The following is a 16,214-nucleotide window of genomic DNA, read 5'->3' as shown; positions in this document are numbered from 1 at the left end:
AACAGAACAAGAATACTTCTTTGTCGCAGTGTTGACGGGGAGTGGTATTTGATTAATACAACACTCCATGATAGGTTATTTATTTGATGAATGATTTAATCACGGAAAATAACATTAAAACTTATGGCCAGGCTTTAAAGCAAATTCGTTCCTTATTGAGACGAGTGACGGTTCATCCCTCAGAAGTAAAGTTAATTAAAAATCAAATTCAAGAGAGCTATAAAAGCTTTGCACATATTATTTTTGATAAGTCCTTTTTGAACTGGGGATTATGGAATAAACAAGTATATAGTGAATATGCTGCATTGAACTTTGATTTTTCCAAAATATGTACGATACAAGATATCTATTCGCCCTTACTTGTCTTTTTTCTGATAAGTCCATTGGTAAAGATGCAGTTTTTTGATAAAAAACTGCTTGAAATTGGCTGTGGTAATGGTATTGGTTTAAAAGTGAGTTCCGAATTACTCAAAACAAAATATGCTTTAGGTGTTGATTTAACGAAAGAATTAGTAAACCATGCACAGCATAATTTCTACACCGAAAATAAGATCAATTACATTCAATCTGATGCAGAATGTTTGCCTTTTGAAAGTAACAGTTTTGATATTATAACAAACCTTGAGAGCTCTCATCTTTATCCGCGAATTGAGCTATTTTTTTCAGAAGTTGAGCGCATTTTGTCCCCTAATGGTTTTTTTTGTTATTCTGATCTGAGTATTAAAGACAAATTACAAGCAAAAAAATTTGAAGAATATCTTGAGACAAGTAACTCTCTAAAAGTAATTCACAAGGTAAACATAACTCGAATGGTTCAATCGGCCATTTATCACCGCTTAGTTGTAAATGAGAAAAAAATATTACCTTACATTGATTCGATGATGGGTGATGATGAAGAACTTCAAGATTTCGTTAGCTCCATGGGGTTAGCATTTCTTCCTTGGTGGTTTTTTTTGTTTAAAAAATCAGCTCTCCGCCAGATGGCAAAAAAAGAGCGCAAAAGAAACCTTATTTATGGAAAGAAATATTATTTTTATTATTTAGTTCAAAAGGTTAATCGATGAAAATTATGGATGTGAAAACCATAGATTATTTTTATGGCGACGAAGAAAAAATCAAGAATATTCTCTATAAGTCTAAGGAGCCTCTGCTCATAAAAATAAAAAACTTTGAGGGTAACTTTGATTTAGATTATTTCGAAAAACACATTCATGCCGATACAACCTATGCTACTTTTGAAAATAATCGTCGCGTTGCACATCAACCCGCTGATTTTGGAACAATAATCGCTAAAATAAAACAAAATATGCCCTACCGAATATTCGGTCAAATTCTTACCGAAAAACAGTCTGCTGAGATTGAAAAACATATCCCCCTTTGGCAACATATTCCCTTAAGGCCAAGATACTTCAATAAGACTTTAAAAGTAATCTATTTTTTTGGTGGCCAAAACACGCATACCTATATGCATTATGACAGAGAGCATTGCAGCAACCTTCATGTATGTTTAAGCGGTAGAAAGAGATTTTTATTATTCACTCAAGATCAGAGTGAAGCGCTCTATAAACTTCCTTTTGTGAGCGATAGCTTGATTGACTTTAGCCGACCTTTGGAAGAAATAAATCAAGAGTTTCCAAGATCAAAACAAGCTGAAGGATATAGAGTGACGCTTGAAAAAGGAGATATGTTGTTTATGCCAAGAAATTGTTGGCATTATACTGAATATCTCGAGCCGTCTTCTTCCGCGTGCTATATTTTTTATCCTCAAAAAATACTGCATATTTATGGGTATTTTACAGGATATTTTTTCCTGGGGTTTAAAGAGCCAACTGGTTTTTTGATTAGTAATTGGCCGATTGTTAAAAAATTTAGTGAACGGTATGCTTTAGCAACGGGAGTAAAAAAATATCTGATGAAAATGGTTGAGTTTATGATATTTCCAATTATATTGCCTATTGTAAGTATACTTGCCATTATTGCCCATAAATTAAGACCCCGCCGCGTTTATTAATGTTTCACCAATCGACAAAATACATTCATCATCGCAATCTGCTCGATGTTTGTAGGAGTCGCCTCGAGTAGAGTTGGGGAATATACCACAATCGCCAAAGACTGCGCTCTTGATATCGCAACATTGATTCTGTTTCTATCAAAGAGAAAACTAAGACCTCTGGGTGATTCATGCACATTACTGGCACACATACTCAAAAAAACAATTGGAGCCTCTTGTCCTTGAAACTTATCCACACTACCCACCTTAGCCTGCTCCCCCAGTGCCGCTTTTAATTTGCTTACTTGATGATTGTAGGGAGCAACAAAAAGAATATCCTTCCAACCAATCGTTCTTAGTAAGCCTTTTTTTTCTATAAAGGTTCTCCCCAAGAGCTCATGGGTTAATAACACAATCTGCTCCACTTCCTCATCACTGGCTTGTGTATTTCCCTCATGAAAAACAGATATGGGAATAATACCGGCCTCTTTATTGAGAACCCCCTTATAACCCTCTGGAACCTTTATTATTTGCTGGGCATTTTGAGGGTCAGTTTCCAGCTTGCCTTCATATATCGCCTCACTAATAAATTGATTGACTGCCGGATGCATTCTATAAGTAGTACCTAAAAAAACCCCCATAGAGTCAGGGATAGTAGGGGTTGTATGGACTAAGTAATCCAATATGGATAAACCACTTTCATCAGGATGGCTTCCTTGGGAAGGCTGACCTAGCTGCATTTGATCACCCATTAAAATAATATTACGGGTTGAGCGGCTCATCGCAATTAAATTGGCCACACTGACTTGCCCTGCCTCATCAATGAATAAATAATCAAAGGCATCAGCTAATTCTTCTCGAGCAAAGCCCCAAACAGTAGTACCTACGACACATCCGGGCTGAATGAAATCGATGATCTGTTTGTTTTCCAAGACAGCGATATTTAATCCCTCAATTTGTTCCTCGGTATTACGTGTACAAGCAAAATGTCCTTTTATTCCCTCCTCATCGCAATAGGCAACCGTATTCAGCAATAAGTTATTGATCGCCTTATGGCTGTTTGAGGAAATTCCTATTTTTTTTCCTCTTTGCACAAGCGCTGCGATTAAATGTTTTCCTGTATAGGTTTTACCTGCACCCGGAGGACCTTGAAGGGTAAGATAGCTGTTATTTAAATTTAAAACGGCATCAATGATCTCCGCTAATCGCTCCTCAGGATCATGACTTGGTGCGATCGCCAATCCTCGTTGATGATCGTTAATGCGCGGATACGATTTGCTCAGAAAATCCAGTATCGCAGTATTCTCGAGTAACCCCTGTTCAAATGACGCAGCCTGCTGCGCAATCGCTTCAGGAATTGAATGCGGATCAACATATTCATTGGGAACTAAAGTAATCGGATCATCGGGTTCACTTTTCATTTGTAATACAATAATTCCATGTTCCAGATCACTATCGTCTTCACAATAATTGGCCGCAACAGCCTTACCGTCTTCGGTTTCCTCGCCTAAAATAAAATACTGTTTGGCATTCCCTTTAAATTCCTGTTCTGGATCAAAAAAATATTCATAGGCCAAATTGCGTGATCTTGGCGAGGGCTTGTACGGTGGTTTAGCAGTTCGCCGGCAATAGGCCAAACAATCAATATCATCGAGTAGCTCCTCTCCAGTGAGCCCCAATCGATCAAACATGCGCCAAAACACAGGTTTGGCTTCACGTCGGTGGAACTCAATAGACCATGCAAAAATCAGGTTGATTTTCGCGCGTTGCAAATCCCCCTCTTCTTTCAAGCGTTCTGCTTCCTTCAACAATCGATCGCGTAATTGAATCCGCTCACTCAATTCTGCCTTCACTTGAAGCGCAACAGCTTCGGTTTTACCCAAGTAACTAATACCTTGCTCTAATTGCCGTTCCCTCAGCCAATCAACTAATTCCTGAGTCGAATTGCAATCATCAATATTGTATGCGCGAATATCATTTAATATTTTTGATGTTTGCCAACCTTCCCCATCGGGTTTTTCTCGCCAATTCTCATAAACAACAACGGAGTCGCCTCCAGAACCTACCTCAGTATTTCGTTTACCTCGGTATAAATGCTCTATATTTTTAATCGAATAGCGTGGCTCCCCAACAATCAGTGAGTTTTTAACGATCTTATATAAATCGACAAATACTTCATTACGCAAGAGCTGATCGACTTCATCTTCACAAACACCATATCGCCCCATGAGTCGTCGACATGCAGAAATTTCATAATTGGCATAATGATAAATATGCATTTTCGGATCGTGTTGCCAACGTTGATAAGCCCACATCACAAACGCTTGAAAAGCTTCTTTTTCCTGTTCAGCGTTATGTGCCCAAAAATCTTTGTATTGGCGTTGGGCTTTTTCATCAAAATAAGTCACTCCCCATAGATACTCCAATCCCCCTTCCTCTAAAGGAAAACCTTCAATATCAAAAAAAATATCATGCGGTGATGCAGGTGGTAAAAGCGCCAAGCCCTGCTTTTGTCCAGGAACATGAGGCATTAATTGATATAAGGGGATTTCCTTCCCACGGCTTGCTTTTTGAATTTTGGCTTGTTCTTGCAAACGCACAAACCGCTCAGGCTTTATCCCTTTGACCCAAGAACAGGTGCTATGAGCTAATTCGGTCATCGTATTGATGTCGGCTTGCTGCAACTTTTTGACTTGTCCTGAGGTGATGGTTGCTACCTGAATTAAATGATCCGCTTTGGTTAATAGCTCTTCAGCATAATTACTCCATCTTCCCCAATTTTTAGATGCAGCCGGATCGGGACACTCAGTGAAATCAAAATTCTGATGCGCCGATAAAAACTGCTGCTTCAAATTTTGGTAGAAATACAAATAATCTGCCGTGCGAAAGCGTCTCTGTTCCTGATTTCCCAAAACCACAGTGATGAATTCAGCTCCCCCGCCTTGCATTGCTTCGAGCATTTCTGCATAACAACATAATTGCAACAGAAAACTGGGTTTCACTGATTTGGCGAGCTTGGTGTCCCAAACCTCATAACAATAATCCCCAAATCGACTCTTACCTGGTATTTTTATTAAGAAATCAGCATATCCCTGAAATGGAAGCAATTCTAAATGCGCTTGATAAATCACATCAGCGCCACTTTTCATGGCAATTAAAGTTGAATCATAAGAGTTTGCCTGTTGATGCAAATTGACAATGGATAATCCTTGTTTTTCAAAAAGGGTCAAAAGATCCAACTCATGTTGATTTCCCAAATGTTGCAGTACATCCACTAATTCATTTTTTGCATCCGGTGAGGGTAATAAATCAGGATGCACCACTGCAAGATGTTCTATCCAGGACACAAAAGGACTCTCCATATACTGAGTCAGATCAGAGGGCGAGAAGACTAAATGGCTCGATTCGATGTACATTTTCGATAGAGATTCATAGGGCTTATCTTAAAAGTATATCAAAATATTGGTTCAATGAACTGTTAATCTAACTGTATGATTTTATATGCTTTTAAAAAAGAGGCATGTTGCCTGAAAATAATATAAAATCTCGGCCAATAATAATTTGATAGCCTGGTGTTAAACCAGACTGCAACCTTACATATAGCCCCGAAATGGAAGAAAAACACGAACAAATTTCCCCAGAAGCTCAAAAAAGTATTAATTTAGCAGTTGGTTTTTTATCAACCTCTATCGCGATGTATGCACTGCTTCGCAAAGGCAATTTCCGCGCCGCTTTTCTTTTATATGAAAAGGGCGGAGGGGGTTTGAATCTATATAAGGAGCAGGCAAATGGTAAACTAAAACGTTGTTTTGCCATTGACTAGCATCCTTTTTGGGATAATAAGACCAAACAACCCTCGTGGAGATTACATTACCATCGGGGTGATAATGAAAGCCAAATGAAAAAACATCGACCGTATGAAGGGGGATGGTAATCTCCCTGCTGTCCTGTGATGAACTTTTTAATTAAGCCTTGCAAAGGATTCTGATTCTTCTATAGCCTATAATTGTAATTATTATCCAAAGAGTGCGCGAATCATGTTTCTTTATTTGAGCTTCAACCACTCGATCTTGCGATAGTGAAATCACTATGAAACCCGATGCACCACTTGTTATAGATGCTTTAACAGCGATTATCGACGAGACGGAAGATTTTAACTGTTTTTTAGATGAAATAGAGCATTTAAAAGACGAAAATCGCTTGTTGATTTTGACTCAAATTGTCACAGGAGATAGTAAGGCAAGCAGAACGAACAAATATGCACTACGCGATAATTTTTTTAAAAAATATTTGGGGGTTACACCTATCAATTTGGAGGGGGAATATGCCTTCTTAGTCTCAGTCGATGAATTAAGCCAGTGTAAGATTATTATCGATAAAATCAATCGATTACAAAATCCCGCCGTTCGCAACACCAAATCGATACCCAATGATGAATTCAGCAGAACACCTCATCGCAACTTGAAGGCGTTATTACAAACTTTAAATCCCTCCGAAGAGTTGCTCTCAAAGCTGGGGCAGCCAATGCATTATATTCGTTTCAATAGTTCACACGAGGTAGTCCCCAAAGGACGGCACTTTATCACCAAAAGCATTGATAAAAGTATTAAAGACACAACAAATAGGGTACTGGCTGAATTAGATGCCCTAGATCGACTGGATAATACACTGTTCATTAACTTTACGGGTCATGAAGCCCCTGTTGCAAGTGCATTGTATAGGAATGGAATTGATTGCATTTGGCAGCTTTCCATCGTGTGTGATGAAACGTCGCAAACACGGATTATGGATCAATTACAAGATTCTTTACCGCGCGATGAATTGCTCTCACGCGCATCTGCATTACATGAGTCATCATTAGGATTAATACTGGAACCCAATCATGGGTTCACTGAAATTGATGTTGAAAAATTACCTTCATGGAATCAATTAAGCGCTTTTGGAGTGAAACAGGTGATTCTATTAACGGAGAAAAACTATAATCAAGGGAATTGTGTTTATCCGCTTGATAAACACTATTTCAAACGTGAATTATCATTTTATCACTGGCTCGAAGCAATTCCCCAAGATTTTATTTTGTTCGTTATTGGCGTAGGAAATTTTGATGAACACTCTGAGGAACCTTGTCAGTCTATTGAGGCTGTTTTTAAAAAAGAAGAAACAACTTCTTTATCAACCTATAAATTAACTCATCTTCTGACGCTCTTTAAAAACATATCACTCTTTGGCTTTCATCCTTCACCACGCACTTCAAATAGCAAAATAGATAAGAAGGACGAGGAGCCCGACCAAAGCACCATTAGCCTTGATTAGACCTCGACTCAGCAGCAGACCAGAAAACGCGATGAATCACTAGGGATAATAAATTTGTATTGGATTCTTCTCTTTATCCACCACTGCAAAAGAAGTGAGTTGATGAGGTTTAGCTGTCGTTTTGTTCATAATGTCCCATACAGCATAATTGCGAATCAATTCTGCATCAGCGATTAGTGAGCGATGACATCGCCAGGGAACCGCTTCAGCGCACAGGATTACCACTTTTTGCTCTTTTTCTATGATCTCGTTCAATGCATCAAGTCCCGCAAGAAACTCTGCTGTTTGCATATAATCTGCAAACCCTCGAAAACTTGCATTTCGCCATCCGCTATTGATTGAGTGTTTATTCACCTTTCGTAAGCCACCTAATTTGAGCAGGTGAGTGTATCCAATTTTTTCTTTTTCGAGTGATTTTTTTAACTCTTCTTGATTAAACCAGGGAACGGTACGGGATCTAGGAATAGTTCGCACATCAACAAGGTGAGTCATTTGATGTGCGTGAACGATTTCAAGAAATTCTTGCAAAGAATGCGTTGAGTGTCCCATCGTAAAAAGCTCAGGCATAATAATACCCTCCCTTGGGTTTTATTGCCCTAAACATCATGAGCAGGCTGTTGCTCCACATTCTTTGCTCTCACCCATCTTGGAAAAAAAGGACCTAACTTTTTAATAAAATCATAGGCCATAAATAATCCACCCAGCGCAAAAAATACGTCTCCTGGTAATCGTAACCACTGCCATATCAACGTTGTATTATAAAACTCCAAGCTTCTTGAATGAGCAAATCCATGTTCATATACATCCATTAATTGCGCCCAACCCACAGGGAAGAAATTCAAAATTATCCACAAGATTAAGCCAAAGTTATAGAGCCAAAAGGCCTTAATTCCCAAACGATCACTCCAAGGAAAGCGCTCCCCTGCAGCATAACGTAAGCAAAAATAAATTAAGCCCAGACCCAATAAGCCAAACGCGCCAAATAATGCGGTGTGTGCGTGGTTTAAAGTAAGAAAGGTACCATGCTCATAATAATTGACAAGGGGTGCATTGAGTGTTCCTCCACCAAATACTCCTGCCCCCACAAAATTCCAAAAAGAAGCCCCCAAAATGTAAAGAAAAGCTAAATTATAAGTAAATGCAGATTGGCGTTTCATGAGTTGATAATTTTCGATCGCATCAATGATTAGCAGCACTAAAGGTAATACTTCAATAAATGAAAACATGGATCCCAGCGGCACCCAGAGATCCGGCGTCCCGGTCCAATACCAATGATGCCCTGTACCGATGATACCTCCCAGGAATACAAGAATGGTCTCAAAATACATTGTTCGTTCTGCTAGAGCGCGCGAAATGAGACCGGTTCCCATTAAAAGATAGGCGGTGGCACATGCAGCAAAAAACTCAAAAGACTGCTCCACCCAAAGATGGACTACCCACCAACGCCAAAAATCAGTAATCGTGAACGATTTTTCAATCCCCGTTAAGGGAATCATCCCAAAGCAATACAAAACTGCAATATTTAGAGTACTTGCCCAAAAGAGATGCTCTAAGCGAATTCGCCCAGTCCAAAACTCAACCGTAGCACTCTTTAAACCACTCCAGGTAGGCCACATGCCACGAAAAACAATAAAACTCCAAAGGAAAAGCCCGATACAAAATCCAATTTGCCATAGACGCCCAAGCTGCAGATAAGATAACCCTTGATTACCAATCCAAAACCAGGATTCATTGACATAGCCCATAATTCCTAAATAGTTACCCACAATTGCACCACCGACAATAAACAAAGTGACCCAAAACAGAAGATCAACAAAAAAACCTTGTCTTTTGGCTTCTCTTCCACTGATAAGAGGGGCCATAAAAACAGCAGCGCTTACCCAAGAAAGAGCAATCCAAACGATTGGCGTTTGGATGTGTACATCGCGCAGAAAGTTAAAGGGTAAAAAATCATTAATTTTTATCCCATAAAATCCGGTACGTTCTGTATAGTAATGCGCCATAATTGCCCCCACAGCTATCTGGATCAAAAGTACAAGTGCTACGACCACAAAATATTGCCCTACCTTCTGTTGACTTGGGGTCAGTGCTTCAAACCCGAGAAATACAGGTGTTTTAAACGCATCATCCGGAGCACTTAAATATCGATGATAAATAAAAAGTACGGCACCAAAACCCAGAAATACAAAACAAAATGATACCCAGGTCCAGTAAAAAGTATGGGGCGTTGGATTATTGCCCATAGTAGGCTCATAGGGCCAATTATTGGTATATGAGCTTTTTTGTCCTGGTCGATGCGCAATCGTAGTTAAAGAAGAATAAATAAGAAAATCTGCAGTGTGTAGCGCACTTTGCTCATCCAAACTGTACGCTTTAGTCCAACCTCGTTCTGGATCATGATTCAATAAAGTTTGTGAAATTTGATTACGCAATTGTGCGATTGCATCAGCGACTGGCTGCGACAAAATACTGGTTTGCTGGCTCAAATCGGTGCGCTGTAGATCCTGTTGCATGGTTTGCCGCACGACATATTGGCCGCCAACATCCAATTTCATAAAGGGTTTGCCGAAACGTTGCTGAGCGATTTTATCCTCTATAATTCTGCCTAGGCTTACCAAATATTTTGCGGTGTAATCTTCGCCAAAATAAGAGCCCATTCCATAAAGACTCCCATAATCCATAAGATCGGCGCGTTGAAAACCCGCTTTGCCCTCAATGATATCCTCTGCAGTCATGACGATTTGGCCAGAAGGAGATAGAAATTGCTGTGGTAAAGGAGGGGCCAGCTGATAAGTTTTATAGGTACCCCAAATCAATACGATAAAACAGATAATTGCAGTAATTAGAAGAATCCATTTTAACACATTTGATACTTTATCAGAGCTTAGATGCTCAGTAACAACATTTTGAGGTGTACTATCCATTCGGCACGTTCCTTGTGTGAACCATTTTGGCTTTTAATCTTCAAATAAGCGCTTAATTTTATACAAGAACTATCACAAAAAATAGATCCTCCGTGTCAGTCAGTTAAGAAGAAGCTCCCCATACCTTTTGTTCCTGGAAGAAAAGAAGGTGCCGGTCAGTAGTTTATGGAAATCCTCCCTCACCCCTACCCCTCTCCCACAAGTGGGAGAGGGGATTTTCGTTTTATATAATCATAACCCCAAACCTCCCTCCCTTGGGGAGAAGGTGCCCATCAGGGCTCACTCCTATCCCTCTCCCACAAATGGGCGAGGGGATTTTCGTTTTATAATCATAACCCCAAACCTCCCTCCTCCTCTTGGGGAGAGGGTGCCCGTCAGGGCTTACTCCCACCCCTCTCCCAAAAATGGGCGAGGGGATTTTAATTTTATAATCATAATCCCGTACTTCCCTTCTCCCCTTGGGGAGAAGGTGCCCGTCAGGGCGGATGAGGGAAACTGCACTTAATCACCCTCACCACTACCCCGATCCCACAAATGGGCGCGGGGAATTTACTTTTATCATAATAACCACAACCTCCTTACCTAAATGTGGGAGAGGGATTACTCAGAAATTTTCTGGACTTTGGCTAGTGTTGCTTTTCATGCATGCGCTTTAATAACAAATGGAAATAAATCAAACCTGCGTAGGGATGCCATTTTGCGGTGATTTCTGCGATTTTCTTATAATTCGGTTTCCTATCAAGATGCAAAAATTGATATAAATTATTCTGAGCGCCAAGATCATCACCAGGGAAAATATCAATTCGTCCTAAACCACGTAATAAAACGTATTCCGCAGTCCAGCGACCTATGCCTTTAAAATCACATAAAAAATCGATGATCACCTCATTTCCTTTGTTTTCCAGGGTAGCAAACATAAACTCATCTTGCATGATTGCTGTTGCTAAGCGTATAAGGGTCTCACTTTTAGAAGTGCTATAGCCTATTTTCTTTAATTCAGGAACCGAGCAGTTTGCCACTTCATTGGGTCTTGGAAACGCATAAAATAGGTGCTCTTCTTCTTTAATCCTAAGGCTCAGAAATTCAGCCAATCGATTTTGAATTTGCAATCCGGCGTCTAAAGAGATTTGTTGGCAAGAAATTGCATTAACAAGCGCTTCAAAAACAGAAGGAAATCGAGGCGGTTTGAATCCTTTAAATTGCAAGACAAGAGGATTTAATTGGGCATCATGTTGTGCGATATGATAAAAATCATGGAGATCACGTTTCAACCCAAGTATCGTCTCTACTTCATTTAAAATTTGATTTTGATAGACTTCTAAGCCCTCACCTTTAATCCATAATTTCAGCTTGGATTCGTTGAAATTTTTATTTTGTTCCACCACTACTTTAACGGGCACATTCTCCATAACCAATAGTCTTGTGTAACGTTGCCCATCCCAAAGATCGACGTTATTTTTACTTCTTCTCCGCAAAGCTAAAGCAGTATAATCCAACCGAAACGGAGCTACTGGATGTAAGGTCAAAAAAGTCTCCATCTCCAATTACCTTTTTGTTCAATCAACCTTGCTATAAAGTGTAGGACAATGAAACCGTCTCTGAGCAATCAGAAATTTAGTCCAAACGACAACTCCGGCGACAACGCCTGATAAATGAAACCATTATGTGAACACTCAGTATTAGTGTTGTAGTGATTGACTGGGACTAGGTCGTTCAAATCCCATTTTCTCAACGATGCTCGCGACTTTATTCTCATCATTAAATTTTTGTTTAAGAAACTGTAATGCCTCTTGAGGAATTTCTGTTTTTGAACCGTGATTCTCAAAGCGAACTATATGATTTAAGGTTTTTCCTGAACATTCCATGGGATAACGTTCGTTGTTACCAAAATAGGACGTTTCGAAACCTTGCTTTTGCAGTAAGTTTCTAAAAGCAGCCGCCTCCTGGGGATTGTCGAAAGCGATTTTGAATGTACCATTTTGTAAGCCCTTGCTGACTATGGGTAGCTCTGTTGTTGTAGGCGCGCTTGACGCCATCATGGTGCGAATCATTGCACTCACCTCAACGCTTGAAGTGTGTTGATGAGTCATTTCATGCAAAGAATTTTTCATACGAGAGGAAGGAAAATTATCTTTTTTGGGTGATATAGAAGAATCTGGCAATTGTTTACTGAGTTGAAAAAGATCCATGTTGCTGTAATTCCGGGTCATAATTCCTCGCGCTCGCTCTGATAAGTCACCTGGATTTTGCACAATCGTTGAAAAATGGCCATCTTGTTGGTACAAACGATTTCGCTCCTGCATCCATAAGATACCAAGTTTATTGCCAGTGTCAGCAAATGACTCAATCGCCCCCCCTTTTTTCCAACCCCAATTACCATCCTGATTTTTAGTGGCTCTACTTCCTGTATCTTCTATAAGACACGCATTGCCTGTTGCTCTCAGCGCCTTTTGAACTTCAGGATTTTTTAATTTTGCTTGAATTGCTCGTTGCATTGCTTCGTCAGCTAAGTGAAAATTCGTCCATGCTTTTTTTTGCCCTTCATCCCTCGCATTCTGGGCATTTCCTTGAAGAATTCTGTCTAGATATTGTTTATCCTGAGGATCTTTTTGATATTGAAAATAATGCTCCACTGTAGGAAACGTCCTTTTTCCAAATGGTGTCTCCATTTCGATAGGAATTTCTGCATAATTAGAAAAAACTCCCCATTCATCTCCTTCTCTATCAAAAGCAACAACATCAATACTATCCGATTGAGCCTGATAATTAACATGATTTGAGGGGCCACTTAATTTTTTAATTGAACCTGTATTGGATCGTTTACTCAAAGGCATAACAATACTCCACCTTTTGAACGCATTCACATCCCGAACCTAATCTGACTTCCAATATTCAGCATGAGTAAAATGCTCAAGTTAGGAGTGCCATTGTCGTGAATTCTTCAAGTTAACGAGGTTCGTGAATGGTTTACTTTTGAAAACACTATCTAAAAGTATAGTATATGTATTTACCCAATAGGGTTTAATTTGAACAATTAAAGCGAAAGGATTATTGCAGGTGGGCGATGGGTATTTGATTAATGAAGAATAACTAATGGCTCAATAGACTATCCTTTAACACAAACAATAGGTACCAGTCGGGCAACTTTTTTAGTTAAACCAGACGCTTGCGCGGCATCAACAACGAGATCGACATTCTTATATGCCTCGGGCGCTTCTTCTGCGACACCACGATAAGAGCTGCTGCGAATTAAAATTCCTTGTTGCGCTAATTGCTCAATAATCTCACTCCCACGCCATTTTTTGCTTGCCTGATGCCGGCTCATTGCCCGCCCTGCCCCATGGCAAGCAGAGCCAAAGGATTTGTTTTCAGAATTCTCTGTACCAACTAAGACATAAGACGCCGTTCCCATGCTGCCACCAATGATTACAGGTTGTCCTACATGACGAAACGCCATTGTTAATTGAGGATGACCTGGGCCAAAAGCTCGTGTTGCCCCTTTTCGGTGAACAAATAAGCGCTTGGGTTTACCCTCGATCTGATGTGTTTCTTCCTTGCAGGTATTATGGGATACGTCATAAATGAGTTTTATTTGGGTTCCTGGCATTTCATTCTGAAATACTTCGCGCATAAAATGGGTAATAATTTCACGATTAGCCAGCGCACAATTAATTCCTGAACGCATAGCGCCTAAATAATGTTCCCCCATAGCGGAACGAATAGGAGCACAAGCTAATTCACGATCAACGAGTTGGATACCATGCTGTTGTGCGTGGATTAACATAGAACGGAGAAAATCAGTTCCTATTTGATGTCCGAGGCCACGTGAGCCACAATGGATACTCACAACCACATCCCCTCGGGATAAACCGAATGCTGCAGCAGTCTGTTCGCAATATATTTTGCGTACTTCCTGAATCTCCAAATAGTGATTACCAGAACCCAAGGTACCCATTTCATTTTTTTGACGTTTTTTTGCATGTTCTGAAACATGCTCAGGCAAGGCCCCCTCTACGCGACCATAATCTTCAATTCGTTCTAAATCCTCTTTTTCACCATAGCCCTGCTTTACTGCCCAAACAGCACCGCCATGCAACATATCATCCATTTGATTCATGGTTAGATTAATACGACTTTTACTGCCTACACCCGCTGGAATATGAGCAAATAGAGCATCTGCAAGTTGCTCTTTATAGGGTTCAAACTCTTCGCGCTTAAGCCCCGTAGATAGGAGCCTGACCCCACAAGAAATATCAAAACCAACACCCCCTGCAGAGACAACACCTTCATTATCGGGATCAAATGCTGCAACTCCCCCAATGGGAAACCCATATCCCCAATGTGCATCAGGCATCGCATAGGAGCCACGAACAATTCCGGGTAAAGTAGCTACATTCGTGACTTGTTCATAGACTTTCATATCCATATTGAGGATTAACTCTTCTGAGGCAAAAATAAGCCCCGGTACACGCATCTTCCCATGTTGGGGAATTCGCCATTCAAAATCACTGATTTTTTCTAATAAATTCAGGTCCATTGATTTTCCACCTTAGCTGCCTTACACATCAACAACACATTGTGCCACCCAAATGTTATTGCTTGGGTACACTTTTAATTCAGTAAACGTTGCCCCTTTGACCTCTACCGCAGGTTGATGTCGGCTAATATCTACGTGTTCACCTGCAATTATAGCAGTTAACTTCAGCCCCTTGATGGTGACATCAAACTCACGAAACAGCATGTTGTGGATTGCCATGTTATAAATAATGGCATTTAACCAATCGACAAATAAAATCTCCTGATTGGGTGCCTCACAAGTTATATGGATTTTCTTGTGGGGATGGACGGATGGCGAGCGAGTGATGACATTCGTCAAGGCAAGCGCCCCCATTGCAAATGCCTCCGACACCGTTGCTCCATAACCTCTGACTCCGATATCGGATTCATGCGAAAAATGTTCCCACCCTTTTTTTGCACTCATGGAGCATAGCCTGTATTCGATAAAAATTTAGCAAATACTTTATCTCATCTCATCTTGATTTTGCAAAACCAGCTGCTTACCGTTTTGCATATACTGTAATTGAGAGAATCACCATCCCCATACCTATTGCTTGTCCGAAAGTCAGTCGCTCACCCAGCAGTACCCAGGCAATCAACACCGTAGCTAATGGCATCACTGCTGTTGATAATGAAGCCATTACTCCATCCACCTTCTGACAACCAAAATTCCAAAAAACATAAAAAAGACCTGAGCTTAAACCTAAAATAATCAAAATCATCCAATCTAAAAATTGGATGGTTAGCCCACCCCAGGAATTAAAGCCCAAACAAATCAATAACAAAATGGCATTGATTGCATTGAGTAATGAGGAAATTAGAAATACTGGCAGCGAATTCGCATGCATCTTACTTAAAATATAGTAACTCGCTTCAGGTAAAAGAGAAATTAAAACCAGTGCATCCCCCTTAAAAGAATGGCTCACGTGCAAGCCTATGAGCTTATCGCACGCAATCACGATTAATCCAAGGGTGGCAAAACCCACACAGATAGCCTTTGTACCGGAAATCTTTTCACCCAGAATGATCCAAGACATAAGCGCAATGATCGCAGGTAACGCACTGGTAATAATACCCGCTACATTCGCATCAGTGTCATTTAATCCCCATAATATCAGGAAATTGAACAATACCCCCGCAGAAACTGCCTGAGCCCCAATAAAAAACCAATCGCGTTGTTTTAATTGCGAAAAATAATAACTTAACGGCTTATTTTTAGCAGAGGTAAACCAGTGTAAGGGCAATAAAATAATAGCGGCCAACGTAAAGCGCAGAGCCAAAATAAATAGAACCGGAATTGAAGAAAGCAAATACTTGGAAAAAACAATGTTCACACCTACCATAATTTGAGCCAAGATAAGGAAGAACATACCCCGTAAATAAACATTAGATTTTTGCATATAAATACTTCTCTGAATTGCAAGGTGAAA

Annotated in this window: 12 protein-coding genes; 4 read left to right on the top strand and 8 right to left on the bottom strand. The window is 40.1% G+C overall.

Features of this window, described 5'->3' with window-relative positions:
- Window positions 1-86: 86 nt before the first annotated feature.
- Together OQJ13_RS12990 and OQJ13_RS12985 are read left to right on the top strand one after the other, a co-directional pair.
- Window positions 87-1,064, top strand: coding sequence for a class I SAM-dependent methyltransferase (locus OQJ13_RS12990; RefSeq protein ID WP_265711242.1), 978 nt, complete (start codon window positions 87-89; stop codon window positions 1,062-1,064).
- On the top strand, window positions 1,061-2,011 hold the full coding sequence (locus tag OQJ13_RS12985) for a cupin-like domain-containing protein (protein ID WP_265711241.1): 951 nt from the start codon (window positions 1,061-1,063) through the stop codon (window positions 2,009-2,011). The genes OQJ13_RS12990 and OQJ13_RS12985 overlap by 4 nt, the downstream gene beginning before the upstream one ends.
- Here OQJ13_RS12985 and OQJ13_RS12980 read toward each other — a convergent pair.
- Entirely contained in the window at window positions 2,008-5,406 is a 3,399-nt protein-coding gene (locus OQJ13_RS12980) for a TM0106 family RecB-like putative nuclease (RefSeq protein ID WP_265711240.1), read from the bottom strand. The two genes, OQJ13_RS12985 and OQJ13_RS12980, sit on opposite strands and share 4 nt — an antisense overlap.
- 194 nt (window positions 5,407-5,600) lie before the next feature.
- Here OQJ13_RS12980 and OQJ13_RS12975 point away from each other — a divergent pair, with 194 nt between their 5' ends.
- Together OQJ13_RS12975 and OQJ13_RS12970 are read left to right on the top strand one after the other, a co-directional pair.
- On the top strand, window positions 5,601-5,813 hold the full coding sequence (locus tag OQJ13_RS12975) for a hypothetical protein (RefSeq protein ID WP_265711239.1): 213 nt from the start codon (window positions 5,601-5,603) through the stop codon (window positions 5,811-5,813).
- Window positions 5,814-6,079: 266 nt separating this feature from the next.
- Window positions 6,080-7,303 carry a hypothetical protein gene (locus tag OQJ13_RS12970; RefSeq protein WP_265711238.1) on the top strand — a complete coding sequence of 408 codons (1,224 nt, stop codon included), beginning with the start codon at window positions 6,080-6,082 and terminating at the stop codon, window positions 7,301-7,303.
- 39 nt (window positions 7,304-7,342) lie between these two features.
- On the opposite strand, the gene OQJ13_RS12965 is transcribed toward OQJ13_RS12970, so the two are convergent.
- From OQJ13_RS12965 to OQJ13_RS12935, 7 genes are all read right to left on the bottom strand, one after another.
- Window positions 7,343-7,870, bottom strand: coding sequence for a DUF488 family protein (locus OQJ13_RS12965; RefSeq protein WP_265711237.1), 528 nt, complete (start codon window positions 7,868-7,870; stop codon window positions 7,343-7,345).
- A gap of 29 nt (window positions 7,871-7,899) precedes the next feature.
- Window positions 7,900-10,227, bottom strand: a complete 2,328-nt coding sequence (locus OQJ13_RS12960; protein WP_265711236.1) for a nitric-oxide reductase large subunit — start codon at window positions 10,225-10,227, stop codon at window positions 7,900-7,902.
- Between the two features lie 626 nt (window positions 10,228-10,853).
- Window positions 10,854-11,765 carry a DNA-3-methyladenine glycosylase family protein gene (locus OQJ13_RS12955; protein WP_265711235.1) on the bottom strand — a complete coding sequence of 304 codons (912 nt, stop codon included), beginning with the start codon at window positions 11,763-11,765 and terminating at the stop codon, window positions 10,854-10,856.
- A 141-nt stretch (window positions 11,766-11,906) separates the two neighbouring features.
- Entirely contained in the window at window positions 11,907-13,061 is a 1,155-nt protein-coding gene (locus OQJ13_RS12950) for an NADAR family protein (RefSeq protein WP_265711234.1), read from the bottom strand.
- A gap of 272 nt (window positions 13,062-13,333) precedes the next feature.
- Complete coding sequence (locus tag OQJ13_RS12945) at window positions 13,334-14,764, bottom strand: RtcB family protein (protein WP_265711233.1); 1,431 nt, start codon at window positions 14,762-14,764, stop codon at window positions 13,334-13,336.
- A gap of 21 nt (window positions 14,765-14,785) precedes the next feature.
- Window positions 14,786-15,208 (bottom strand): archease, encoded by a 423-nt coding sequence (locus OQJ13_RS12940; RefSeq protein ID WP_265711232.1) that lies wholly within the window; start codon window positions 15,206-15,208, stop codon window positions 14,786-14,788.
- Between the two features lie 76 nt (window positions 15,209-15,284).
- Window positions 15,285-16,184, bottom strand: coding sequence for a DMT family transporter (locus tag OQJ13_RS12935; protein ID WP_265711231.1), 900 nt, complete (start codon window positions 16,182-16,184; stop codon window positions 15,285-15,287).
- Window positions 16,185-16,214: the final 30 nt, after the last annotated feature.

The sequence above is a fragment of the Legionella sp. PATHC035 genome (genome assembly GCF_026191115.1).
In the GTDB taxonomy this organism is placed as follows: domain Bacteria; phylum Pseudomonadota; class Gammaproteobacteria; order Legionellales; family Legionellaceae; genus Legionella.
The sequence above is the reverse complement of the archived record's forward strand: the minus strand, read 5'-3'. Positions and strand labels throughout refer to the sequence as shown.

Coding starts and splice junctions, on each gene's coding strand:
- OQJ13_RS12950 (WP_265711234.1), bottom strand. CDS start 13,061: ATGCCTTTGAGTAAACGATCCAATACAGGTTCAATTAAAAAATTAAGT.
- OQJ13_RS12965 (WP_265711237.1), bottom strand. CDS start 7,870: ATGCCTGAGCTTTTTACGATGGGACACTCAACGCATTCTTTGCAAGAA.
- OQJ13_RS12955 (WP_265711235.1), bottom strand. CDS start 11,765: ATGGAGACTTTTTTGACCTTACATCCAGTAGCTCCGTTTCGGTTGGAT.
- OQJ13_RS12935 (WP_265711231.1), bottom strand. CDS start 16,184: ATGCAAAAATCTAATGTTTATTTACGGGGTATGTTCTTCCTTATCTTG.
- OQJ13_RS12970 (WP_265711238.1), top strand. CDS start 6,080: ATGAAACCCGATGCACCACTTGTTATAGATGCTTTAACAGCGATTATC.
- OQJ13_RS12945 (WP_265711233.1), bottom strand. CDS start 14,764: ATGGACCTGAATTTATTAGAAAAAATCAGTGATTTTGAATGGCGAATT.
- OQJ13_RS12960 (WP_265711236.1), bottom strand. CDS start 10,227: ATGGATAGTACACCTCAAAATGTTGTTACTGAGCATCTAAGCTCTGAT.
- OQJ13_RS12940 (WP_265711232.1), bottom strand. CDS start 15,208: ATGAGTGCAAAAAAAGGGTGGGAACATTTTTCGCATGAATCCGATATC.
- OQJ13_RS12975 (WP_265711239.1), top strand. CDS start 5,601: ATGGAAGAAAAACACGAACAAATTTCCCCAGAAGCTCAAAAAAGTATT.
- OQJ13_RS12985 (WP_265711241.1), top strand. CDS start 1,061: ATGAAAATTATGGATGTGAAAACCATAGATTATTTTTATGGCGACGAA.
- OQJ13_RS12990 (WP_265711242.1), top strand. CDS start 87: ATGAATGATTTAATCACGGAAAATAACATTAAAACTTATGGCCAGGCT.
- OQJ13_RS12980 (WP_265711240.1), bottom strand. CDS start 5,406: ATGTACATCGAATCGAGCCATTTAGTCTTCTCGCCCTCTGATCTGACT.